Here is a 22995-nt window from a genome sequence, read left to right on the forward strand (position 1 = left end):
GGCCGATACGCTCGCGCGTATGGCTCTCACTACGTCCCCGGAAGCCCCGCTGCCCGTCGGCGACGTGTCCCGGCTGATCGGCGGCTGGATCGACCGGCTCGGCGCGGTCTGGGTCGAGGGGCAGATCACCCAGCTGTCGCGCCGGCCCGGTGCCGGGGTGGTGTTCCTGACGCTGCGCGACCCGTCCCACGACATCTCGGTGAGCGTGACCTGCTTCCGGCAGGTCTTCGACCGGATCGCCGACGTGGTGACGGAGGGCGCGCGGGTCGTCGTCCTCGCCAAGCCCGAGTGGTACGCCCCGCGCGGGCAGCTGTCCCTCCGGGCCACGGAGATACGGCCGGTGGGCATCGGCGAACTGCTGGTGCGGCTGGAACAGCTGAAGAAGTCGCTGGCCGCCGAGGGGCTGTTCGCACCGGCCCGGAAGAAGCCGCTGCCCTTCCTGCCCCAGCTGATCGGTCTGGTCTCCGGCCGGGCGTCGGCGGCGGAGCGCGATGTCCTGGAGAACGCCAGGCGGCGTTGGCCCGCGGTGCGTTTCGAGGTGCGTAACACCGCCGTGCAGGGCGTGCACGCGGTGGCTCAGGTGGTCCAGGCGGTCCAGGAGCTGGACGGGCTGCCGGAGGTCGACGTGATCGTCGTGGCCCGTGGCGGCGGCAGTGTCGAGGACCTGCTGCCGTTCTCCGACGAGGCGCTGATCCGCGCGGTGGCCGCGTGCCGCACACCGGTGGTCTCCGCCATCGGGCACGAGCCGGACTCGCCCCTGCTCGACCTGGTGGCCGATCTGCGGGCGTCGACACCGACGGACGCGGCGAAGAAGGTCGTGCCGGACGTGGGTGAGGAGCTCGACCGTGTCCAGCAGCTCAGGGACCGTGCGCTGCGCACCGTGCGCGGGCTGATCGACCGGGAGGAGCGGGGCCTGGCGCACGCGCTGGGCAGGTCCTCCATGGAGCGTCCGCAGCGGATGGTGGACGAGCGGGAAGCGGAGATCGACGCGCTCACCGGGCGGAGCCGCAGAGTGCTCGGGCATCTGCTGGACCGCGCCGACTCGGAGCTCGCCCACACCCGGGCCCGGGTCGTGGCACTGTCGCCCGCGGCGACGCTGGAGCGGGGTTACGCGGTGCTTCAGCGGCCGGACGGCCATGTGGTCCGCTCCCCCGCGGAGGCCGGGGCGTCGGGCGCGGAGCTGCGGGCGCGGGTGTCGGAGGGCGAGTTCATGGTGCGGGTGTCGGAGTGAGGGCCCTGGTCTGTCCGACCCCGCGCATAGGGTGGTCGGCATGACGGACGACGGGACGACGACCGCTGCCGCGACGGGCACGCCCGGGTACGAGCAGGCGCGGGACGAGCTGATCGAGGTCGTACGCCGCCTGGAGGCGGGCGGCACGACGCTGGAGGAGTCGCTGGCCCTCTGGGAGCGCGGCGAGGAGCTGGCGAAGGTGTGCCGGCACTGGCTGGAGGGCGCGCGGGCCCGGCTGGACGCGGCGCTGGCGCGCCCCGAGGAACCTTCGGAGACCGACGGCACGGACTGAGGAGTACGCCCCGGCCCTTCGGGGACGTGTGTGCGGTTGGTCACCCAGGACCCGGTTTAGTTGAATCTTAATCTATCCCTCGCTTACGGTGACGTCATCGCTCGACCAGCACCCTCCGGAAGGTAACGCTTCAGATGTCTCTCGTTCTTGACCCCGCCGCCCAGGACCTCCTCTTCCGCGAGGCCCGCACTGCCAACACGTTCACCGACGAGCCGGTGACCGACGAGCAGGTCCAGGCGATCTACGACCTGGTCAAGTACGGCCCCACGGCCTTCAACCAGTCGCCGCTGCGCGTCGTCCTGGTCCGCACGCCGGAGGGCCGCGAGCGTCTCGTGAAGCACATGGCCGAGGGCAACCAGCCCAAGACCGCCACGGCCCCGCTGGTCGCGCTCCTGGTCGCGGACCACGAGTTCCACGACGAACTCCCGGCGCTGCTGCCGCACTTCCCGCAGGCCAAGGACGCGTTCTTCTCCGAGCGCCCGGTCCGTGAGCAGTCCGCCGCGCTGAACGCCACCCTGCAGGCCGCCTACTTCATCATCGGCGTCCGCGCCGCCGGCCTGGCCGCGGGCCCGATGACCGGCTACGACGCCGCGGGCATCGAGAAGGAGTTCCTGGACGGCGACCACAAGGTGCTCATGGTGGTCAACATCGGCAAGCCCGGCGAGGACGCCTGGTTCCCGCGCCTCCCGCGCCTCTCCTACGACGAGGTCGTCACCACCGTCTGAGTCCCTCACGGGAACGCACGGAAGAGCCCCGCGACGCCTGGCGTCGCGGGGCTCTCGCGGTCCTGCCGGCCGCCTGGTTCAGGAGGCGGGAGAAGAAGCGTCGGGAGAGGGAGCCGCCGGGGAGGAAGGGGAAGCCGTGGCGGCGGGAGCCGTCTCCAGTGCGGCGGCCATCTCCGCCAGCCGCTCCGTCGGGGCCGATCCGGTGACCACCGTGGTCACTCCCTCGTCGTGCAGCACGAGGGCGTCGTACTTCGGCCCCTCCCAGCGCTGCCACGCCTGACCCGCCACCTCGTAGGTGCGCCCGGTGTCCTCGGCCTGCTGGCTCACCTGGGGGACGTACTTCCTCGCGGGGTTCGTGGACTGCTCCACCGCGACGTACTTGCCGTCCGGGTCGAGGAAGCCCAGGTGCCAGCCGGCACCGTCCTGCCCCGCGTACGAGACGGAGGTCGGCTTCCACTCCTTCGACAGCCCGGCCGGGGCCGCCACCGGATACGGCGCCGCGCGGCGGGCCGTCGCGAGCTCGACCCGGTAGTCGACGGCCTTGATCGGGTCGGCCGTGTCGTCGTGCGGGATGAAGACGTAGATGCTGCCCGCCACTGCGGTGATCACGAGCATCGACAGGATCATGTCCCGGACGGTCTGCTTGCCTCGCTTACTTGCCACGGACTCAATGGTGGCACGGGCCTCCGTCCGCCCGGCCATCGGGCGACCGGACACCGGGCACATCCGCTCATACGTGCCCCGCTCTGCTCATTTTATCGTCCTACAGATAGAGTCACAGCACCCTCTTTTCCGGTCGTCGTCGTACAGAAAGGTGCGCTCCGATGTCCGAGCATCATCTGCCGTCCCAGCTCGAGGTCTCCCCGGAGGCCCCCGACCGCAACCTGGCCCTGGAGCTGGTGCGGGTCACCGAGGCCGCAGCCATGGCCGCCGGGCGCTGGGTCGGCCGCGGCGACAAGATCGGCGCCGACGGCGCCGCCGTGAAAGCCATGCGCACGCTCGTCTCCACCGTGTCGATGAACGGCGTCGTCGTCATCGGTGAGGGTGAGAAGGACGAAGCCCCCATGCTGTTCAACGGCGAGCGTGTCGGCGACGGCACCGGTGCCGAGGTCGACATCGCCGTCGACCCGATCGACGGCACCACGCTCAACGCCAAGGGCATGCCCAACGCGATCGCCGTACTGGCCGCGGCGGACCGCGGCGCGATGTTCGACCCGTCCGCGGTCTTCTACATGGACAAGCTGGTCACCGGCCCCGAGGCCGCCGACTTCGTCGACATCAACGCGCCCGTGTCCGTGAACATCCGGCGCGTCGCGAAGGCCAAGGGCCAGGCTCCCGAGGACGTCACCGTCGTCATCCTGGACCGGCCGCGGCACGAGAACGTCGTCCGGGAGATCCGGGAGACCGGCGCCCGGATCAAATTCATCTCCGACGGCGATGTCGCGGGCTCGATCATGGCGGCCCGCGAGGGCACCGGCGTCGACCTGCTCATGGGCATCGGCGGCACCCCCGAGGGCATCATCTCCGCCTGCGCCATAAAGTGCCTCGGCGGTGTCATCCAGGGCAAGCTGTGGCCCAAGGACGAGGCGGAGCGGCAGCGCGCGCTGGATGCCGGTCACGACCTGGACCGGGTCCTGTCGACGGATGACCTCGTCAGCGGGGACAACGTGTTCTTCGTCGCCACCGGGATCACCGACGGCGAACTGCTCCGCGGTGTGCGGTACCGCGGAGAGACGGCGTCCACGGAGTCCCTGGTGATGCGGTCCAAGTCGGGCACGATCCGAAGGATCGACTCGACGCACCGGCTCTCGAAGCTGCGCGCCTACAGCGCGATCGACTTCGACCGCGCGAAGTAGGCCCGCGTCACGGTGGGGCCCGCCCGGACCGGGGCGGGCCCCACCGTGACGTCCGTGTACGGGAGGCTCAGCCCGCCGCCGCTATGGACCCGGCCGAGGAGGCCGCTTTCAGCTCCATGTCGCGCCTCCGGCGCCGGGCGAGCACCACGCGGCGCTCCGCGGCGGTGAGGCCGCCCCACACCCCGTAGGGCTCGGGCTGTACGAGCGCGTGCTCCTGGCACTCCACCATCACCGGGCACCTCGCGCAGACCTGCTTCGCGGCCTCTTCACGGGACAGCCGGGCAGCAGTCGGCTCCTTCGACGGGGCGAAGAACAGCCCGGCTTCATCCCGGCGGCACACCGCCTCCGAGTGCCAGGGCCCCGCCTGATCCTCCCGCGCGGGAGTGCGCTGGGACGGCACGGCGGCGACCTGCAGGGGCTGATGCGGCATGTGCAGCACGGTCCACTCCTGACGACGGCTTGGGGCTTCGTGAGCGAGAGGCGATGTCAGCTGTCCCTACCCGCTGTGCGCACTCCTATGCACTGAGTGGTGTCACCTTCCGGCCCCCGGCCACCGCAACGCGCTCCCGAATGGCCGGAATACGCGGTGGCTCAGCCCGCCGGCCTCAGTGGCCGAGGTGCTTGCGCACCTGCCGGTGCAGGTTGGCGATGAGCTTGCCGCGCTTGGGCTTCGCCTCGACGCTCCCGAACACGGAGTAGCCGTTCACGACGACCACCGGTGCTTCCGGATCTGCCGATTCCAGAGTGTCGACCTCGAAATTGCCGAAAACACCCGTCCCGCTGCCGCGCAGCGAAATGTTCTCGGGGACCTTGACCTCGACACTGCCGAAGATCGACGTCGCGTTGATGACCGTCAGACGCTGACCGAACAGCGCCTCGGTCAGGTCGATCTCGACGCTCCCGAAGAGCGCGAAGGCGTTCGTGCGCCCGCCGACGCGCCAACGCCCCTTGCGCGTCGAGCCGCTGAAGACCGCCACCAGGTTCTCGGCGGGCCCGACCGGCCCCTCGGGGCCGTACCCGTAGGACGGGACGGGCTGCGGGGCGGCACCGCCCGCGGGCGGCAGGTCCCGGACCAGCGGTTCGAGCTCGCCGACGGTCTTGGCCCGGTAGACCAGGTCGACCCGCTCGGCGTGCTCCTCGGCGGTCAGCCGGCCTTCGGCCACGGCTTCCCGCAGGATGTCCGCGATCCGGTCACGGTCCGCGTCGGAGGCGCGGATTCCGGCGGGCGCGGGACCGGCCGGAGCGACGGGCTGCTGAGGCTGCTTCTCTAGGTCCACCGAGCCAGCGTACCGAAACGCGATAGATCGCGACAGCACTCCGTGCGCGGAATCCCGCCCCGTCACACACCGTACGGGTGAGCCTTACCTCACAGGTCCGGCCCGCCCGCAGGGTTCTACCCTGGTGGATGCGCTGTCCAAGGTCGGCCAGCCGCTGTCACCGAGTGAGGAATGGCCGTAATGCCAGAGTTTGCGTACTCCGATCTGCTCCCGCTGGGAGAGGACACCACGCCGTACCGGCTGGTGACCGCCGAGGGCGTCTCGACCTTCGAGGCCGACGGCCGTACGTTCCTCAAGGTGGCTCCGGAAGCCCTGCGCACGCTCGCGGCCGAGGCCATGCACGACATCTCGCACTACCTGCGGCCCGCCCATCTCGCGCAGCTGCGCCGCATCGTGGACGACCCCGAGGCCTCCTCCAACGACAAGTTCGTCGCGCTGGACCTCCTGAAGAACGCGAACATCGCCGCCGCGGGTGTCCTGCCGATGTGCCAGGACACCGGCACGGCCATCGTGATGGGCAAGCGCGGCCAGAACGTGCTCACCGAGGGCGGCGACGAGGAAGCCCTGTCGCACGGCATCTACGACGCGTACACGAAGCTCAACCTGCGTTACTCGCAGATGGCCCCGCTGACCATGTGGGACGAGAAGAACACCGGCTCCAACCTGCCGGCCCAGATCGAGCTGTACGCGACCGACGGCGGCGCCTACAAGTTCCTCTTCATGGCGAAGGGCGGCGGCTCGGCCAACAAGTCCTTCCTCTACCAGGAGACCAAGGCGGTCCTCAACGAGGGCTCCATGATGAAGTTCCTGGAGGAGAAGATCCGTTCGCTGGGGACGGCGGCCTGCCCGCCCTACCACCTGGCGATCGTGGTCGGCGGCACGTCGGCCGAGTTCGCGCTGAAGACCGCGAAGTACGCCTCCGCGCACTACCTGGACGAGCTGCCCGCCGAAGGGTCCCCGACCGGCCACGGCTTCCGGGACAAGGACCTGGAGCAGAAGGTCTTCGAGCTCACGCAGAAGATCGGCATCGGTGCCCAGTTCGGCGGCAAGTACTTCTGCCACGACGTCCGGGTCGTCCGCCTCCCCCGGCACGGCGCCTCGCTGCCCGTCGCGATCGCCGTGTCCTGCTCGGCCGACCGCCAGGCGACCGCGAAGATCACCGCCGAGGGCGTGTTCCTGGAGCAGCTGGAGAAGGACCCGGCACACTTCCTCCCGGACACCACGGACGAGCACCTGGACGAGTCCGACGTCGTGAAGATCGACCTGCGCCGGCCGATGGACGACATCCTCGCCGAGCTGACCAAGTACCCGGTCAAGACCCGGCTCTCGCTGACCGGCCCGCTGGTCGTGGCGCGCGACATCGCGCACGCCAAGATCAAGGAGCGGCTCGACGCGGGCGAGGAGATGCCGCAGTACCTCAAGGACCACCCGGTGTACTACGCGGGCCCGGCCAAGACCCCCGAGGGCTACGCCTCCGGCTCCTTCGGCCCGACGACGGCCGGCCGGATGGACAGTTACGTCGCACAGTTCCAGGCGGCGGGCGGCTCCAAGGTGATGCTCGCCAAGGGCAACCGCTCCAAGCAGGTCACGGACGCGTGCGACGCGCACGGCGGCTTCTACCTCGGCTCGATCGGCGGCCCCGCCGCGCGCCTCGCGCAGGACTGCATCAAGAAGGTCGAGGTCGTCGAGTACGAGGAACTCGGCATGGAGGCGGTCTGGCGCATCGAGGTCGAGGACTTCCCCGCGTTCGTCGTGGTCGACGACAAGGGCAACGACTTCTTCACCGAGCCCGCCCCGGCACCGACCTTCACCAGCATCCCGGTCCGCGGCCCCGGCCTGGGCTGACCGTCGGACACCCGGAGGGGCGCACCGTTCGCCGGTGCGCCCCTCCGGCATGTCCGGCGGGCAGGATGAGGGAGGAATACGGCGGGCGCGGTCCGTGCTCGCTCCAGCAGGAGGTAACAACACCATGGGCGAACCGGCCGAGGACACGCAGTACCGCGTCGAGCACGACTCGATGGGCGAGGTGAAGGTACCCGCGCACGCCAAGTGGCGTGCCCAGACGCAGCGGGCGGTGGAGAACTTCCCCATCTCGGGGCAACGGCTGGAGCGGGCCCACATCGAGGCCCTGGCCCGGATCAAGGCCGCGGCGGCGAAGGTCAACGCCGGGCTGGGGGTACTGGATCCGGACATCGCGGACGCGATTCAGGAGGCCGCCGCGGAGGTGGTGGCGGGCCGCTGGGACGAGCACTTCCCCGTAGACGTGTTCCAGACGGGTTCCGGTACGTCGTCCAACATGAACACCAACGAGGTCGTGGCCACGCTCGCCACCGAGCGGCTCGGGCGCGAGGTCCACCCCAACGACCACGTCAACGCCTCGCAGTCGTCGAACGACGTCTTCCCGTCGTCCATCCACATCGCGGCGACCGCTGCCGTCACCGCCGACCTGATCCCGGCGCTCGAACACCTGGCCGCATCCCTGGAGCGGAAATCGGCCGAATTCGCGGAGGTCGTGAAATCGGGCCGCACGCACCTCATGGACGCCACGCCCGTCACGCTGGGGCAGGAGTTCGGCGGCTACGCGGCGCAGATCCGCCACGGCGTCGAGCGGCTGCGCGCCTCGCTCCCCCGGCTCGCCGAACTCCCCCTCGGAGGCACGGCGGTGGGCACCGGGATCAACACGCCGCCCGGCTTCTCCGCCGCCGTCATCGCGGAGGTCGCCCGCACGACCGGCCTGCCGCTCACCGAGGCCCGGAACCACTTCGAGGCGCAGGGCGCCCGGGACGGGCTCGTCGAGACCTCGGGCCAGCTCCGTACGGTCGCCGTGTCGCTCACCAAGATCTCCAACGACCTGCGCTGGATGGCCTCCGGCCCCCGCACCGGCCTCGCCGAGATCAGCCTTCCGGACCTGCAGCCCGGTTCGTCGATCATGCCGGGCAAGGTCAATCCGGTCATCCCGGAGGCCGTGCTGATGGTCGCGGCCCAGGTGACGGGCAACGACGCCACGGTCGCCGCCGCCGGAGCGGCCGGCAACTTCGAGCTCAACGTGATGCTCCCGGTGATCGCGAAGAACCTGCTGGAGTCGGTGCGGCTGCTCGCCAACGCCTCCAGGCTGCTCGCCGACCGCACGGTGGACGGCGTCACGGCGCACGTGGAGCGGGCACGGCAGTACGCCGAGTCCTCGCCGTCGGTGGTGACCCCGCTGAACAAGTACATCGGCTACGAGGAGGCGGCGAAGGTCGCGAAGAAGTCGCTGGCCGACGGCGCGACGATCCGGGAGACCGTGCTGGCCGGAGGGTACGTCGAACGCGGCGACCTGACCCTGGAACAACTCGACGAGGCCCTGGACGTGTTGCGCATGACCCGGCCGTAACGCCCCGAACCGGCGTGCGCGTCCCTAAGATCACTTCATGACAGCGACGGACGAGGGTACAGGGGCAGGCACCGGGGCGGGTGCGGGGGACGGCGTGCACTGGGCGCCGGGGGACCGGATCCTCTGGCGCTACCGGGCCAACGAGAGGTCCGGTGACGCCGGTGGCGTTCCCGCCGTTCACATCTGCCGTCCGGTCACGGTCGTCCAGGACACCGACGACCTGCTGGCGGTGTGGATGGCGTCCGGGACCGAGTGTGTGAGACCGGTCCTCGCCGACGGCACCCAGGTGCACGCCGAGCCGCTCGCCACTCGCTACACGCGCCCGCGCACGACGGTGCGCTCCCGGTGGTTCGGCTCGGGTGTGCTGAAGCTCGCCCGGCCGGGCGACCCCTGGTCCGTCTGGCTCTTCTGGGACCGCGGCTGGCTCTTCCGCAACTGGTACGTCAACCTCGAGGAGCCCCGCTCACGCTGGGCGGGCGGGGTCGATTCGCAGGACCACTTCCTCGACATCTCGGTGCGTCCCGACCACAGCTGGGAATGGCTCGACGAGGACGAGTTCGCCCAGGCGCAACGGGTCGGGCTGATGGACGGGGCCACCGCCCGGCGGGTGCGCGAGGCGGGGCGTGCGGCCGTCGACGCGATCGAGCGCTGGGACGCGCCGTTCAGCGACGGCTGGGAGCACTGGCGGCCCGATCCGCGGTGGCAGGTCCCCCCGCTGCCTGATGACTGGGACCACACCCCCACCCCCACCACGTCGTGAGACCCTTGACGCACCCCAGGAGGGCGAACGCAGGATCGTCCTCCGCGAACCGCTCCGCCGGAAGGCGCACCGCAACCGGCGCGAACGGCCCAGGGGCTGACCACCAGTCACCGAACGCAGCGCATGAGTCACCCGGCCCACCCGGCCGGGTGCCCCTGCGGTCGCATGAACCACTATGAGGGGGTGGAGACATGCTCGTAGTCCCCTGCCCGGCCACCGGAAGGGCACATACCGGCCTCACTGACGGCCGTACGGTTTCGGCCCCCTTTCCGAGGGCATCCGGTGACAGCCGTTGTTCTCGGAGCTCTCAGCGGGGCACAGTGGCGCGACCCCTCGAGGCGGCAGTGGTCGCCTCATACAACCGGCCCGGACGGACGGAATCCCACGCGTGACGGAGCATCCCACCTCCCACGAAGGCCGGCAGCCACTCGCCGCCCGGCCGCAGGAACGCGCGCGGCCACGGCAGCAGGAGGCCCCGCCGGGCGTTGCCGCCGCCTCGATCCCCGGCCCCTCCCCGGCCTCCGGTACGGGTATGGACGGCGCGACACCCGTCGTCGACCCCCAGACGGTCATGCGCCGCGAGGGGGACCGGCTGCGGTTCGTAGGCGCCGCGACCCGTCGGATCGCTCGCGGCATAGACCTGGACGAGATCGTGCTGGGCCTGTGCCGGGCGAGCGTGCCCACGTTCTCCGACGCCATACTCGTCTACCTCCGCGACCCGCTCCCGGTGGGTGACGAACGGCCCGTCAACCCGTTCGTCCTCCGGCTGCGGCGCACCGACCGGCTGCGGCTGACCGACGAGGAGAGTGACAGCGGGCCGGAGGGCGAGCGGCTGCGGCTGGCCGTCACCGACCCGCAGTCCGGGATGCTGCCGGCCGCCGACCTGTGCGAGATCAGGACGGGCGGCGCACTCGCCGAGGTGCTGCGCGGGGTGCGCCCCGTCTTCGGGGACTCCGCCGCGGCGCGCGTCGCCCTGCCCGAGCTGCTGGGGGCCGGCCGCACCGTGCCGACCGGGCACCGCGCGATCCTCGCTCCGCTGCGGGGCCGTCGCCGGGTGATCGGCGCCGCCGTCTTCCTGCGCGGCACGGACCGTGCGCCGTTCGAGGCCAACGACCTCCTGGTCGCCGCCCAGCTGGCCACGCACACCGCGCTCGGCATCGACAAGGCGGTGCTGTACGGCCGCGAGGCGTACATCGCCGACGAGCTCCAGCGCACGATGCTGCCCGACTCGCTGCCCCAGCCCACGGGCGTGCGCCTGGCCTCGCGCTACCTCCCGGCCGCCGAGACGGCCCGGGTCGGCGGGGACTGGTACGACGCGATCCCGCTGCCCGGCAGCAGGGTCGCCCTGGTCGTCGGTGACGTGATGGGGCACTCCATGACGTCCGCCGCGATCATGGGCCAGCTGCGCACCACCGCGCAGACCCTCGCTGGTCTCGACCTGCCTCCGCAGGAGGTCCTGCACCATCTGGACGAGCAGGCCCAGCGGCTCGGCAGCGACCGCATGGCGACCTGCCTGTACGCGGTGTACGACCCGGTCGCCCACCGCATCACCATCGCCAACGCCGGGCACCCGCCGCCCGTCCTGCTCCACCTGGGCGGCCGGGCCGAGGTGCTGCGGGTGCCGCCGGGCGCGCCGATCGGGGTCGGCGGGGTCGACTTCGAGGCCGTGGAGCTGGACGCGCCGGCCGGGGCCACGCTGCTGCTCTACACGGACGGCCTGGTGGAGTCCCGGATAAGGGACGTGTGGACGGGCATCGAGATCCTGCGGGAGCGGCTGGCCGCCACCGCGCAGCTGACCGGGCCGGATCATTCGCCGCCGCTGGAAGCGCTCTGCGACGACGTGCTGGACATGCTCGGCCCCGGTGACCGGGACGACGACATCGCCCTGCTGGCCGCCCGGTTCGACGGGATCGCGCCGAGCGACGTCGCGTACTGGTTCCTGGAACCGGAGGACGCGGCGCCCGGCCGGGCCCGCAGGCTGGCCCGCAGGGCGCTGAGCCGGTGGGGTCTGGACGACCTGTCGGACGAGGTGGAGCTGCTGGTCAGCGAGGTGGTGACCAATGCCGTGCGCTACGCGGAGCGGCCGGTGACGCTGCGGCTGCTGCGTACGGACATCCTGCGCTGCGAGGTCGGGGACGACTCCCCGCAGCTGCCGCGTCAGCGCCGGGCCAGGGAGACCGACGAGGGCGGCCGTGGGCTGTTCCTGGTCAACCGGCTGGCCAGGCGGTGGGGGGCTACCCGGCTCTCGACCGGCAAGGTGGTGTGGTTCGAGATGGCCACCCCGTAGGTGGTGGCCCGACGTGTGTGAGGGGCGGGTGCCGGTCGGCGGTCTCCCGGGGTCGGCACCGCCCCTCATGCGTCGTCACCGCCCCAGGAGGTCCTCGCCGCCCGGCCGTTCGCCGGGCGGCCGGTCCCCGTCCTCGGGGTCCTTCGTCTCGCTGGGCGTCTCGCTCGGCGTCTCACTGGGCGTCTCGCTCGGCGTCTCGGCCGGCGGGGACTCCTCGCTCGGCGTCTCGCTGGGAGACTCGGAGGGTGTCTCCGAGGGCTCCTCGGACGGGGTCTCGGAGGGTTCCTCGGTCTCGGGCGGGGTGGTGGCCGACGGGCTTTCCTTCACCGGCGTCTCACCGCGTTCGATCCCCTGCAGGTCGAAGGTGGCGTCCGAGCCGCCGCCGAGCGCGCCGAGGGTGTAGTCCGCCCAGATCCTGGCGGGGAAGCCACCGCCGTTGGCCCGGCCGGAGTTGGCCGTGCCGGTGAGACTGACCTGGCCGCCGCCGTCCTCGGTGGACTCACCGAAGAGGGCCACCGCTGTGGTGATCTCCGGCGTGTAGGCGGTGAACCACGCCGCCTTGTTGTCCTCGGAGGTACCCGTCTTGCCCGCGGCGTCGTAGGCGGAGGTGTTGGCCTCCCGGCCGGAGCCGATGTCGACGACCTCGGTCAGTGCCTTCGTCACCGTGTCGGCGGACGCCCGGCTGATCGCCTGGCCGCCCACCCCGTCGACGGGCTCCATGGTGCGGTCGCGGTGCGCGGCGGACTTCACGATGGTCGGGGTGACCTTCTTGCCGTGGTTGGCGAGCGTGGCGTACACCCCGGCCATGTCCCACGTCGAGGCGTTCATGGTGCCGAGCGTGATGGCGGGGCGCTCGGGGAAGTTCTTGTCCGGTACGCCCATGTCGAGCGCGGTCTTCTTCACGGCGCTCGGGGTGACGTCGACGACCATCTGCGCGAAGACCGAGTTGATCGACTTGTCCATCGCCGTCTGCACGGTGGGACTGTCGTAGCTGATGTCGTCCTCGTTCTGCGGGGCGAACGGGGTGTCGCTGCCGACCACGGGACGCTTGCTGGTGCCGTCGTAGACCGTGTTCAGGCCGATCAGGTCGCCGTCCTGGGTGGTCGACTCGTTCTCCAGCGCGGAGGCGAGCACCAGCGGCTTGAAGGTGGAGGCCGGCTGGTAGTCCTGCCGGGTGGCGTTGGATATGTAGTGCTCGGTGGCTCCGACGCCGCCGTACAGCGCGAGCACCTTGCCGGTCTTCGGGTCCACCGAGGTGGCGCCGGCCTGGACGGTCGCGTCGACCTTGTTGCCCTTCCGGTCGAGCTGGTTCTCCAGCTGGCGGTCGACCGACTTCTCCAGCTGCTTCTGCTTCTTCTCGTCGACGTTGAGGGTGATCGTCCAGCCGCCCGCGTCCAGCATCTCGTCCGTGACGCCCTGCCGCTTCATCTCGTCGTTCGCGGCTTCGACGAGGTAACCGGTCTGGCCCTCCATGCCGGGGGCGGCCTTGGGCGAGTCGGGGACGGGGAAGGTCATCGCGTCCCGCTCGGCCCGGTCGAGCCAGCCCTCGTCGACCATGTTGTTCAGCGTGTACGCCCAGCGCTCCTTGACGAGCTTCTTCCCGGTGGGAGTGGCGTTCGCCCAGTCGTACTGGCTGGGGGCCTGGAGCAGGGCCGCGAGGTAGGCGCCCTGCGAGGTGTCGAGATCCTTGGCGTCGACGCCGTAGTAGGCCTGTGCCGCCGCCTGGATGCCGCTCGCCCCGCGCCCGTAGTACACGGTGTTGAGGTACCCGGCGAGGATGTCGTCCTTCTCCATCCGCTGGTCGACCTTGAGCGATATCACCAGCTCCTTGAGCTTGCGGGTGACCGTCTGGTCCTGCGTGAGGTAGTAGTTCTTGACGTACTGCTGGGTGATCGTGGAGCCACCCTGCTTGCCCTTGCCGGTCACCGTGTTGAGCAGACCGCGGGTGGTGCCCTTGAGGTCGACGCCCTGGTCCCGGTAGAAGGACTTGTTCTCGGCGGCGACGAAGGCGTGCTGGACCGGCTTCGGCACGACCTTCAGGTCGACTATCTCCCTGTTGACCTCGGAGTTGCTCCGGGCCAGGAGCGTGCCGTCGCTGTACTTGTAGACGTTGCTCTGCTTCTGGGCCCGGGCGTTGGCCTCCGGCACGTCGACGTACACGTAGAGCGCCACGAAGGCGCCCATCACGAGCAGGCAGAGCCCGAAGAGGGTGCCCAGGATCTTCCGCCAGGTGAAGAGCCGGCGTATGCCGCCGCTCCCGGCGGCCCGGCGAGCTCTCCGCCCCTGGGCTCGCCGCGCTTCCGCTCGACCCATCGCTGTGGTGCTCCTGTTCTTCTGCTCGTACCGCTCCGGTCAGACCTGCCAGCTAACACCGAAAGCTCGGACAAATGGCGAGCGATCCGGCCTTTTCCGGACGTGAGAATCAGCACCCGCCCCCCATGGAACCGACTCACGAGGGGTGCACAAGGTTGCGAGAAGGGTTAATGTGTAATCACATTGCTAGCGCGGCGCGATGCCGCACGAAACGGGGGACCCATGTCCGCAGCACACGACCGTCCCGGCACCACCGGCCCCGGCGCCGACCTGACGCCGGACGCGCCCGAGATGCCTACGCCCCAGGTCAGGGAGACGACCGCCCACTCCATCCCCGGCGGCCTGGGGCTGCTGCTGACGATCGTCGGGGTGCTCCTGGGCGTGGGCCTGGCCATAGTCGGCGGCGTCCTCGCCTCGGACGGGAACAAGGGCGCCGGCATCCCGCTCCTCGTCGTGGGACCGCTCCTGACCATCGCCTCGTTCTTCTGCATGAGCGGTGTGAAAATGGTCGCTCCGGGTGAGGCCCAGGTCATCCAGCTCTTCGGCCGCTACGTCGGCACGATCCGTGCGGACGGCCTGCGCTTGATCAACCCGCTGACGTCCAGCCGCAAGATCTCCACCCGGGTCCGCAACCACGAGACGGCCGTCCTGAAGGTCAACGACGCCTACGGCAACCCGATCGAGCTGGCGTCGATCGTCGTCTGGAAGGTCGAGGACACCGCGCAGGCACTCTTCGAGGTCGACGACTTCCTGGAGTTCGTCGCCACGCAGACCGAGTCCGCCCTCCGGCACATCGCAATCGAGTACCCGTACGACTCCCACGAGGAGGGCGGCCTCTCGCTGCGCGGCAACGCCGAGGAGATCACCGAGAAGCTCGCGGTCGAGCTGACCGCACGGGTGCAGGCGGCGGGCGTACAGATCATCGAGTCCCGCTTCAGCCACCTCGCGTACGCCCCCGAGATCGCCTCGGCGATGCTGCAGCGCCAGCAGGCCGGTGCGGTCGTGGCGGCCCGCCAGCTGATCGTCGAGGGGGCGGTGGGCATGGTCGAGATGGCACTGACCCGGATCGCGGAGCAGGACATCGTCGAGCTCGACTCCGAACGCAAGGCGGCGATGGTGAGCAACCTGATGGTGGTGCTCTGCGGTGACCGGGCGGCACAGCCGGTCCTGAACACGGGCACGCTCTACCAGTGACGGACGACACCACACCTCCCGGGGACCGGCCGCCGGCCCGGCGTGGGTCCACCCGCAAGCAGATGCTGCTGCGGCTGGACCCCGCGGTGCATGACGCGCTGGCCCGGTGGGCCTCCGACGAGCTGCGCAGCGCGAACGCGCAGATCGAGTTCCTGCTGCGGCGGGCCCTGGCGGAGGCGGGCCGCCTCCCGGGCGGCGCGTCCCCGATCCCCCGCCGGGGCCGCCCCCCGAAGACGCCGCCACCGCCCGAAGCGGAGGGGTGAGCCCCGCCGCCGAGACCCCTCCGCCGCCGGGGCATCCCGGGGACGGGCCCGTATACATGCGAGGTATACACACCATGTACAGTGCGGCGCATGTCCATCGGTCACACCCTCCTCGGGCTCCTCGAATCCGGCCCCCGCCACGGCTACGACCTCAAGCGCGCCTTCGACGAGAAGTTCGGGCACGATCGCCCCCTGCACTACGGCCAGGTCTACGCGACCATGTCCCGCCTGCTCAAGAACGGGCTCGTCGAGGTCGACGGCGTGGAGACGGACGGCGGTCCCGAACGCAAGCGGTACGCCATCACCGACGCCGGCATCACCGACGTCACCACCTGGCTCGCGCAGCCCGAGAAGCCCGAGCCGTACCTCCAGTCGACCCTGTACACGAAGGTCGTGCTGGCCCTGCTCACCGGCCGCGACGCCGCCGACCTCCTGGACGCCCAGCGCTCCGAGCACCTGCGCCTGATGCGCATCCTCACCGACCGCAAGCGCAAGGGCGACCTCGCCGACCAACTGATCTGCGACCACGCCCTGTTCCACCTCGAAGCGGACCTCCGCTGGCTGGAACTGACCACGGCCCGGCTCGGCAAGCTCGCCGAGGTGATCGTCCCGTGACACCCGCCGGCTCCCTGCTCGCCGCCCACGACCTGCACAAGACCTACGGGCCGACCCCCGCCCTGGACGGCGCCTCGTTCTCCGTCCACCCCGGCGAGGTCGTCGCCGTGATGGGCCCGTCCGGCTCCGGCAAGTCGACACTGCTGCACTGCCTCGCCGGGATCGTCGTCCCCGACGAGGGCACCATCACCTACGCCGGCCGCGAGCTGTCCGCGATGTCCGACGCCGAGCGCAGCGCCCTGCGCCGCAGCGACTTCGGCTTCGTCTTCCAGTTCGGCCAGCTCGTCCCCGAACTGACCTGCCTGGAGAACGTCGCCCTTCCGCTGCGTCTCAACGGAGTCAAGCGCAAGGAGGCCGAACGCACCGCCCGGGAATGGCTGGAGCGCCTGGAGGTCGAGGACCTCACCACCCAGCGCCCCGGTGAGGTGTCCGGCGGTCAGGGCCAGCGCGTCGCCGTGGCCCGCGCCCTGGTCGCCTCCCCCAAGGTGGTCTTCGCCGACGAACCGACGGGCGCACTGGACTCCCTCAACGGCGAGCGGGTCATGGACCTGCTGACCGAGTCCGCCCGGACGGCGAACACGGCCGTCGTGCTCGTGACCCACGAGGCGCGGGTGGCCGCCTACTCGGACCGCGACATCGTCGTGCGCGACGGCCGGTGCCGCGACCTGGAGTACGCCCTGTGAACTGGCTTCGTGACCTCGGCCTCGGCATACGCTTCGCCGCCGCGGGCGGCCGGGAGGGCTGGGCACGGACCGCGCTCACCGCCGTCGGGGTGGGTCTCGGAGTGGCACTGCTGCTGGTCGCCTCGTCCGTCCCCCACCTGTTGGACGAGCGTTCCGCACGCGAGGGGGCCCGTACGGAGAGCCAGGCCTCCTGGAACGACAAGGCCCGGAAGTCCGACACCACGGTGCTCCGGCTCGGCGTCGAGACCGAGTTCAGGGGTCAGGTCGTCCAGGGCTTCCTGATGCGCCCGGAAGGCGCGCGTCCGGTCACCCCTCCCGGCGTCGGATCCCTCCCCGCCCCCGGTGAGATGGTCGCCTCCCCCGCCCTGGAGGAGCTGCTGAGCTCACCGGACGGCAGCCTCCTCAAGGAGCGCCTCCCCTACCGGATCAGCGCGACGATCGGCGACGCCGGCCTGCTCTCCCCTGGCGAGCTGTACTACTACGCGGGCAGCGGCACCCTGACCCCGGCCGACGGCGGTCACCGCGTGGACGGCTACGGCGACAGGAGCGGGGGCGAGGAGCTGCCACCCGCCCTGGTCGTCCTGGTCATCCTCATCTGCGTCGTCCTGCTGGTCCCCGTGGCGATCTTCATCGCCACGGCCGTGCGCTTCGGCGGCGAGCGCCGGGACCGCCGGCTCGCCGCACTGCGCCTGGTCGGTGCGGACATCCGGACGACCCGCAGGATCGCGGCGGGTGAAGCCCTGTTCGGCTCGCTGCTCGGCCTGCTGGTGGGCCTCGCCTTCTTCCTGGTGGGCCGCGCCTTCGTGGGCGAGGTGGAGCTGTGGGGCCACAGCGCCTTCCCGTCCGACCTGGTCCCCGCCGCGTGGCTGGCCGCGCTGATCGCGATCGCGGTGCCCCTCGCCGCGGTGTTCGTCACCCTGGCGGCTCTGCGGTCGGTGGTCATCGAACCCCTCGGCGTCGTACGCGACTCCGGGAGCCGGCGGCGGCGCCTCTGGTGGCGGCTGCTGGTGCCGGTCGCGGGCGTCGCCGTGCTGGGGCTGACCGGACGGGTCGACGAGTTCACCACCGTCGACCCCTACCCGATCGCCGTCGGCGCCGTACTCGTCCTCGTCGGACTCGCCCTGCTGCTGCCCTGGCTGGTCGAGGCGGTCGTGAAACGGCTGCGCGGCGGCCCGCTGCCCTGGCAGCTCGCCGTCCGCCGCCTCCAGCTGAACAGCGGCGCGGCGTCGCGCGCGGTCAGCGGCATCACGGTCGCGGTGGCGGGCGCCGTGGCCCTGCAGATGATGTTCGCGGCCATGGGTGACGAGTTCACCGAGATGACGGGGCAGGATCCGACACGGGCGCAGTTCCACACCTACTCCGAGGACGTCAGCGGCGAGGCCGCGGCCAGGACCATCGAGGAGTTCCGGGCCACCGAGGGGGTCGAGGCCGTCATCGGGACGGTCGTGACGTACGTGACCAGGCCGGGGACGTACGGCGCGGACGAGATCCAGCCCACCACCACGCTGACCATCGGCGACTGCGCCACCCTGAAGGAGCTGGCCGCCGTCGGCTCCTGCGCGGAGGGGGACGTCTTCGTCGCCCACCCGGAACACGACAAGGAACACGCCGACTGGATCGACGAGACGGCCCGCAAGGGCGAGGAGATCGAACTCGACCCCACCCGCGGCGAGGAGTCGGACGCGCCGTCGATGCCCTGGACCCTGCCGGCGGACGCCCGGACCGTGCGGGCCGGCCTCGACCCGCTCGGCGAGGAGCACTGGGGCATCCTCGCGACACCCGGTGCGATCGACCCGGACACCCTGCCGCACGGCCAGGTCACGGCTCAGATCCGGGTCGACGAGGGCGTGGCGGACGTCGCCGAACACGTACGGAACACGGGTGCCAGGATCGACCCCGGTATGCGGGTCGCCGCCCTGACCGACGTGGCTCGCGACCGTCAGTACGCCAGTGTGCAGACGGCGCTGCGGCTCGGCGCGGTGGCCACCCTGCTGCTGATCGCCGCCTCCATGCTGGTCTCGCAGCTCGAACAGCTCCGGGAGCGCAAGCGGCTGCTGTCGGTGCTGGTCGCCTTCGGCACCCGGCGGGTCACCCTCGGCTGGTCGGTGCTCTGGCAGACCGCCGTGCCGGTGGCGGTCGGTCTGCTGGTCGCGACGGCGGGCGGGCTGGGGCTGGGCGCGGTCATGACCTGGATGCTGGCGAAGACGGTCACCCAGTGGTGGGTGTTCCTGCCCCTGGCGGGCGCGGGCGGGGCCCTCGTCGTGGTCGTGACCGTGTTCTCCCTGCCGCTGCTCTGGCGCATGATGCGCCCGGACGGCCTGCGCACGGAGTGAGCGCCCCGGAGGGGTGGGCACCACTCACGCTCACCCCTCCGCGTGCACCCGCACCGGCAGCGTCACCATCGCGCCCCGCAGCGCGGCCGCGAACTCCTCGAACTCCTCGTGCCGCGCCGACCCGGTCCGCACGGCCAGCGCCACCCGCCGCGAGGGTGCCGGGTCCGTGAAGTACCCGGTGGACAGCGCCTCGTTCCGCCCGGTCTCCACCGTCACCGCCGTACGCGGCAACAGCGTCACCCCGAGCCCGCCCGCGACGAGCTGCACCAGGGTCGAGAGCCCGGCCGCGGTCGTCGTCACCGGCGCCCCCTGGGTGCGCCCCGCCTCCCGGCAGATGTCCAGCGCCTGGTCCCGCAGGCAGTGCCCCTCGTCGAGCAGCAGCAACGGCAGGTCGCGCAGCTTCTCGCGCGGCAGGCCGGTGCGCCCGGCGAGGTCGTGCCCCTCCTCCATGACGAGCACGAAGTCCTCGTCGAACAACGGCAGTTCCGTCACGCCGGGCACCCCCAGCGGCACCGCGAGCAGCAGCAGGTCCAGCCGGCCGGCCGACAGCCCGTCCAGCAGCGAGGAGGTCTGCTCCTCATGGACCTGGAGCTCCAGGTCGGGATAGCGCTCGTGGACCAGCCTGAGCACGGCCGGCAGCAGATACGGGGCGACGGTCGGGATCACGCCGAGCCGGAGTATCCCGGTGAACGGCGCGCGCACCGCCTCGGCCTCCTCCATCAGCTCGCCCAGCGCCTCCAGCACCGCCCGGCTCCGCACCGCGAGGCGCTCCCCCGCGGGCGAGAGCAGCACCCGGCGGGTCGTACGCTCGATGAGCTGGACACCCAGTGCCACCTCCAGTGCGGACACCGCCCCGGAGAGCGCCGGCTGACTCATGCCGATTGCGGCAGCCGCGTCCCGGAAGTGCAGATGCTCCGCCACGGCCGTGAAGGCGCGCAGCTGCGAGAGGCTGGGCTGCTTGACCCTATTAGCCTGATTTACATACGCCACTGATAGGCACCTCCGATCATCCCGACCGAGTGTAGCTATTTCCGTGATCAATGCACTCTGTGCCAAGGTGGGGGCAGTCCAACCCCCAGGAACGCCCCCAAAAGGGGAATTCCTACGCAGCAAGGAGTGCGCGTGCTCACTGTCGGTGACAAGTTCCCCGAGTTCGACCTGACCGCTTGCGTGTCGCTGGAGAGCGGCAAGGAGTTCGAGCAGATCAACCACAAGACCTACGAGGGTCAGTGGAAGATCGTGTTCGCGTGGCCGAAGGACTTCACCTTCGTGTGCCCGACCGAGATCGCCGCCTTCGGCAAGCTGAACGACGAGTTCGCCGACCGTGACGCGCAGATCCTCGGCTTCTCCGGTGACTCCGAGTTCGTGCACCACGCCTGGCGCAAGGACCACCCGGACCTGACCGACCTGCCCTTCCCGATGCTGGCCGACTCGAAGCACGAGCTCATGCGTGACCTCGGCATCGAGGGCGAGGACGGCTTCGCCCAGCGCGCCGTCTTCATCGTCGACCAGAACAACGAGATCCAGTTCACGATGGTGACCGCCGGCTCCGTGGGCCGTAACCCCAAGGAGGTCCTGCGGGTCCTCGACGCCCTGCAGACCGACGAGCTGTGCCCCTGCAACTGGACCAAGGGCGAGAACACCCTCGACCCGGTCGCGCTCCTCTCGGGCGAGTGAGCTGATACCTCATGGCACTCGATGAACTGAAGTCGGCCGTACCGGACTTCGCCAAGGACCTGAAGCTGAACCTCGGCTCGGTCATCGGCAACAGCGAGCTCCCCCAGCAGCAGCTGTGGGGCACCGTCCTGGCCTGCGCGATCGCCTCGCGCTCGCCGAGGGTGCTGCGCGAGCTGGAGCCGGAGGCGAAGGCCAACCTCTCCGCCGAGGCGTACACCGCGGCGAAGTCGGCCGCCGCCATCATGGCGATGAACAATGTCTTCTACCGCACCCGGCACCTGCTGTCGGACCCCGAGTACGGGAACCTCCGTGCGGGCCTGCGGATGAATGTCATCGGCAAGCCGGGCGTGGAGAAGGTCGACTTCGAGCTGTGGTCGCTCGCCGTCTCCGCGATCAACGGCTGCGGCCAGTGCCTGGACTCCCACGAGCAGGTGCTGCGCAAGGCCGGCGTCGACCGTGAGACCATTCAGGAAGCCGTCAAGATCGCTTCGGTGATCCAGGCGGTCGGCGTGACCCTCGAAGCCGAGGCCGTTCTCGCCGAGTAGTACCCCGCAGTACCTTGTACGAGAAGGGCCCCGAGGACGACCGACCGTCCCTGGGGCCCTTCTTCTCTCATGCCCGGCCCCACCCGTCGTGGTCACGCTCCCCGCGCGCGTCCTGGCCGCGGGCGAGGGCCAGGTGCCGCATCCGCTAGTACTTCCGGTCGTCCGGCGGGCCGGACCCGGCGCCCTCGCCGCGGTCGTCCTCGGCGGCCGGGCCGGAGCCTTCCGCGGGAAGGGGCCTGGCCGAGGGCGGTTCCGTCGGTGGCAGGGCCGAGAGCGCCGTGGCGCCGTGCGGCCCGGGCCCCTGGGGCACGTCCGGGTCGTGCCCGTACGAGCGGAGATAGCCGACCACCGTATTGATCACGGCGACCAGCGGTACGGCCACGACCGCGCCGCCGATGCCCGCGACCATGCCTCCCGCCACGACCGAGAGCACCACGGCCAGCGGATGGACGCGTACGGCGCGGCCCAGGATGAAGGGCTGCAGGATGTGGCCCTCGATCTGCTGCACGGCGAGCACCACGATCAGCACCATCAGAGCGGTGAACACGCCCTGGGTGACGAGTGCGACGACCACGGCCAGGGCGCCGGAGACCACCGCGCCGACCAGCGGGACGAAGGCGAAGAGGAAGACGAAGACGGCGAGCGGCACCGCCATCGGCACGTCGAGGAAGTAGATCCCGAGCCCGATGAAGATCGCGTCGATCAGGGCCACGATCACCGTGCCCCGCACATAGGCGGTCAGCGTCCGCCAGGCGCGCGGGCCGGCGCCGGCGACACCCGGGCGGGCCTGGGCGGGCACCAGCTTGAGCACCCACTGCCAGATCCGCTTCCCGTCGTAGAGCAGGAAGAGCGTCGAGAACATCGCCAGCAGCAGCCCGGTGAGGATCTCCACCATCACCGTGACGCCCTGGAGTCCGGCGGAGGTGATCTCCTCGGTGTTGGTGCCGATGGTGTCGCTGAGGTTCTTCGCGATGTCGTTGATCTGCGACTCGGTGACGTGGAACGGGCTGTCGAGGAGCCAGCGCTTCAGCTCGTCGATGCCGTCACGGACCCGGTCCGAGAGGGTGTCCAGATTGTCCATCACCTGCCAGACGACGAACCAGCCGACCAGGCCCATGACAACGAACCCGAGCACCGCCGTGACGGCGGTGGCCAGCCCCCGGGGCAGCCCGATACGCCTGAGGCGTACGACGGTCGGCTGGAGCATCGCGGTCACCAGCAGGGCGGCGACGAAGGCCAGCACGACGAGCTGGACGGCGCTGATGATCCGCATGAGCACCCAGAGCGTGCCCGCCAGGACCAGCAGACGCCAGCCGGCCTCGGCCGCGACGCGCATCCCCCAGGGGATGGCGGCCACCGGGTCGGGCTTGGCGGCGACGGAGGGGGCGTAGGTGGGCGGGCGGGGCACCTGTTCGGCGGCGACGGTGGAGAGCGTCGACGAGGAGACACTCACCGCGGCCTCGTCGGCGCGGCGCTCGTCCTCGGCGCGCCGCTCTTCCAGGCGCGCCCCGATCTCGGTGAGTTCGGCGCCCAGCCGGCCGAGCCACCCCGGTAGTTTCGACATGGATTTT

At 70.9% G+C, this 22995-nt stretch carries 21 protein-coding genes; 15 read left to right on the forward strand and 6 right to left on the reverse strand.

Features of this window, described 5'->3' with window-relative positions; translation table 11 throughout:
- Positions 1–19 precede the first annotated feature (19 nt).
- The 3 genes from xseA (at position 20) to ABT001_RS07995 (ending at position 2248) form a co-directional block, all read left to right on the forward strand.
- Positions 20–1231, forward strand: a complete 1212-nt coding sequence (gene xseA, locus ABT001_RS07985) for an exodeoxyribonuclease VII large subunit (RefSeq protein WP_351273967.1) — start codon at positions 20–22, stop codon at positions 1229–1231.
- 40 nt (positions 1232–1271) lie between these two features.
- On the forward strand, positions 1272–1523 hold the full coding sequence (locus tag ABT001_RS07990; RefSeq protein WP_351273970.1) for an exodeoxyribonuclease VII small subunit: 252 nt from the start codon (positions 1272–1274) through the stop codon (positions 1521–1523).
- Positions 1524–1657: 134 nt separating this feature from the next.
- On the forward strand, positions 1658–2248 hold the full coding sequence (locus ABT001_RS07995; protein WP_351273973.1) for a malonic semialdehyde reductase: 591 nt from the start codon (positions 1658–1660) through the stop codon (positions 2246–2248).
- A 78-nt stretch (positions 2249–2326) separates the two neighbouring features.
- Here the strand turns inward: ABT001_RS07995 and ABT001_RS08000 are convergent, their stop codons facing one another.
- Complete coding sequence (locus ABT001_RS08000) at positions 2327–2911, reverse strand: DUF4245 domain-containing protein (protein WP_351273976.1); 585 nt, start codon at positions 2909–2911, stop codon at positions 2327–2329.
- Between the two features lie 161 nt (positions 2912–3072).
- On the opposite strand from ABT001_RS08000, the gene glpX reads away from it, so the two are divergent.
- On the forward strand, positions 3073–4104 hold the full coding sequence (glpX, locus tag ABT001_RS08005; RefSeq protein WP_351273979.1) for a class II fructose-bisphosphatase: 1032 nt from the start codon (positions 3073–3075) through the stop codon (positions 4102–4104).
- A gap of 67 nt (positions 4105–4171) precedes the next feature.
- Here the strand turns inward: glpX and ABT001_RS08010 are convergent, their stop codons facing one another.
- Both ABT001_RS08010 and ABT001_RS08015 read right to left on the reverse strand, forming a co-directional pair.
- Positions 4172–4543 carry a WhiB family transcriptional regulator gene (locus ABT001_RS08010; RefSeq protein ID WP_351273982.1) on the reverse strand — a complete coding sequence of 124 codons (372 nt, stop codon included), beginning with the start codon at positions 4541–4543 and terminating at the stop codon, positions 4172–4174.
- A 166-nt stretch (positions 4544–4709) separates the two neighbouring features.
- Positions 4710–5381, reverse strand: coding sequence for a DUF1707 SHOCT-like domain-containing protein (locus ABT001_RS08015; protein WP_351273985.1), 672 nt, complete (start codon positions 5379–5381; stop codon positions 4710–4712).
- 180 nt (positions 5382–5561) lie between these two features.
- Here ABT001_RS08015 and ABT001_RS08020 point away from each other — a divergent pair, with 180 nt between their 5' ends.
- From ABT001_RS08020 to ABT001_RS08035, 4 genes are all read left to right on the forward strand, one after another.
- Entirely contained in the window at positions 5562–7226 is a 1665-nt protein-coding gene (locus ABT001_RS08020; RefSeq protein WP_351273988.1) for a fumarate hydratase, read from the forward strand.
- A gap of 124 nt (positions 7227–7350) precedes the next feature.
- Positions 7351–8754, forward strand: a complete 1404-nt coding sequence (locus tag ABT001_RS08025) for a class II fumarate hydratase (protein WP_351273991.1) — start codon at positions 7351–7353, stop codon at positions 8752–8754.
- Positions 8755–8791: 37 nt separating this feature from the next.
- Positions 8792–9514 carry a cytidylyl-2-hydroxypropylphosphonate hydrolase gene (gene fomD, locus ABT001_RS08030; RefSeq protein ID WP_351273993.1) on the forward strand — a complete coding sequence of 241 codons (723 nt, stop codon included), beginning with the start codon at positions 8792–8794 and terminating at the stop codon, positions 9512–9514.
- A 388-nt stretch (positions 9515–9902) separates the two neighbouring features.
- Complete coding sequence (locus tag ABT001_RS08035; RefSeq protein ID WP_351273996.1) at positions 9903–11801, forward strand: SpoIIE family protein phosphatase; 1899 nt, start codon at positions 9903–9905, stop codon at positions 11799–11801.
- A gap of 75 nt (positions 11802–11876) precedes the next feature.
- Here the strand turns inward: ABT001_RS08035 and ABT001_RS08040 are convergent, their stop codons facing one another.
- Positions 11877–14114, reverse strand: coding sequence for a transglycosylase domain-containing protein (locus tag ABT001_RS08040; RefSeq protein WP_351273999.1), 2238 nt, complete (start codon positions 14112–14114; stop codon positions 11877–11879).
- Positions 14115–14336: 222 nt separating this feature from the next.
- Between ABT001_RS08040 and ABT001_RS08045 the strand changes: the two genes are divergently transcribed.
- From ABT001_RS08045 to ABT001_RS08065, 5 genes are all read left to right on the forward strand, one after another.
- Entirely contained in the window at positions 14337–15308 is a 972-nt protein-coding gene (locus ABT001_RS08045; RefSeq protein ID WP_351274001.1) for an SPFH domain-containing protein, read from the forward strand.
- Entirely contained in the window at positions 15305–15571 is a 267-nt protein-coding gene (locus tag ABT001_RS08050; protein WP_351274004.1) for a type II toxin-antitoxin system antitoxin, read from the forward strand. The genes ABT001_RS08045 and ABT001_RS08050 overlap by 4 nt, the downstream gene beginning before the upstream one ends.
- Positions 15572–15661: 90 nt before the next feature.
- A complete protein-coding gene (locus tag ABT001_RS08055; RefSeq protein ID WP_351274006.1) occupies positions 15662–16186 on the forward strand; it encodes a PadR family transcriptional regulator in 525 nt (174 codons plus the stop codon).
- A complete protein-coding gene (locus ABT001_RS08060; RefSeq protein ID WP_351274009.1) occupies positions 16183–16869 on the forward strand; it encodes an ABC transporter ATP-binding protein in 687 nt (228 codons plus the stop codon). Before ABT001_RS08055 ends, ABT001_RS08060 begins: the two co-directional genes overlap by 4 nt.
- Positions 16866–19202: an ABC transporter permease gene (locus tag ABT001_RS08065; RefSeq protein ID WP_351274012.1), complete on the forward strand. Its 2337-nt coding sequence runs from the start codon at positions 16866–16868 to the stop codon at positions 19200–19202. The genes ABT001_RS08060 and ABT001_RS08065 overlap by 4 nt, the downstream gene beginning before the upstream one ends.
- 30 nt (positions 19203–19232) lie before the next feature.
- Here the strand turns inward: ABT001_RS08065 and ABT001_RS08070 are convergent, their stop codons facing one another.
- Positions 19233–20192 (reverse strand): hydrogen peroxide-inducible genes activator, encoded by a 960-nt coding sequence (locus ABT001_RS08070; protein ID WP_351274015.1) that lies wholly within the window; start codon positions 20190–20192, stop codon positions 19233–19235.
- A gap of 132 nt (positions 20193–20324) precedes the next feature.
- Here ABT001_RS08070 and ABT001_RS08075 point away from each other — a divergent pair, with 132 nt between their 5' ends.
- Positions 20325–20879, forward strand: a complete 555-nt coding sequence (locus ABT001_RS08075) for a peroxiredoxin (RefSeq protein WP_018100933.1) — start codon at positions 20325–20327, stop codon at positions 20877–20879.
- 11 nt (positions 20880–20890) lie between these two features.
- Positions 20891–21424, forward strand: coding sequence for an alkyl hydroperoxide reductase (locus tag ABT001_RS08080; protein ID WP_351274019.1), 534 nt, complete (start codon positions 20891–20893; stop codon positions 21422–21424).
- 145 nt (positions 21425–21569) lie between these two features.
- On the opposite strand, the gene ABT001_RS08085 is transcribed toward ABT001_RS08080, so the two are convergent.
- Positions 21570–22988: an AI-2E family transporter gene (locus ABT001_RS08085; RefSeq protein WP_351274022.1), complete on the reverse strand. Its 1419-nt coding sequence runs from the start codon at positions 22986–22988 to the stop codon at positions 21570–21572.
- Positions 22989–22995: the final 7 nt, after the last annotated feature.

This window comes from Streptomyces sp. NPDC002793, assembly GCF_040295485.1.
Lineage (GTDB): Bacteria > Actinomycetota > Actinomycetes > Streptomycetales > Streptomycetaceae > Streptomyces.

Coding starts and splice junctions, on each gene's coding strand:
- ABT001_RS08040 (WP_351273999.1), bottom strand. CDS start 14,114: ATGGGTCGAGCGGAAGCGCGGCGAGCCCAGGGGCGGAGAGCTCGCCGG.
- ABT001_RS08045 (WP_351274001.1), top strand. CDS start 14,337: ATGTCCGCAGCACACGACCGTCCCGGCACCACCGGCCCCGGCGCCGAC.
- fomD (WP_351273993.1), top strand. CDS start 8,792: ATGACAGCGACGGACGAGGGTACAGGGGCAGGCACCGGGGCGGGTGCG.
- glpX (WP_351273979.1), top strand. CDS start 3,073: ATGTCCGAGCATCATCTGCCGTCCCAGCTCGAGGTCTCCCCGGAGGCC.
- ABT001_RS08020 (WP_351273988.1), top strand. CDS start 5,562: ATGCCAGAGTTTGCGTACTCCGATCTGCTCCCGCTGGGAGAGGACACC.
- ABT001_RS08055 (WP_351274006.1), top strand. CDS start 15,662: ATGTCCATCGGTCACACCCTCCTCGGGCTCCTCGAATCCGGCCCCCGC.
- ABT001_RS07995 (WP_351273973.1), top strand. CDS start 1,658: ATGTCTCTCGTTCTTGACCCCGCCGCCCAGGACCTCCTCTTCCGCGAG.
- ABT001_RS08085 (WP_351274022.1), bottom strand. CDS start 22,988: ATGTCGAAACTACCGGGGTGGCTCGGCCGGCTGGGCGCCGAACTCACC.
- ABT001_RS08080 (WP_351274019.1), top strand. CDS start 20,891: ATGGCACTCGATGAACTGAAGTCGGCCGTACCGGACTTCGCCAAGGAC.
- ABT001_RS08025 (WP_351273991.1), top strand. CDS start 7,351: ATGGGCGAACCGGCCGAGGACACGCAGTACCGCGTCGAGCACGACTCG.
- ABT001_RS07990 (WP_351273970.1), top strand. CDS start 1,272: ATGACGGACGACGGGACGACGACCGCTGCCGCGACGGGCACGCCCGGG.
- xseA (WP_351273967.1), top strand. CDS start 20: ATGGCTCTCACTACGTCCCCGGAAGCCCCGCTGCCCGTCGGCGACGTG.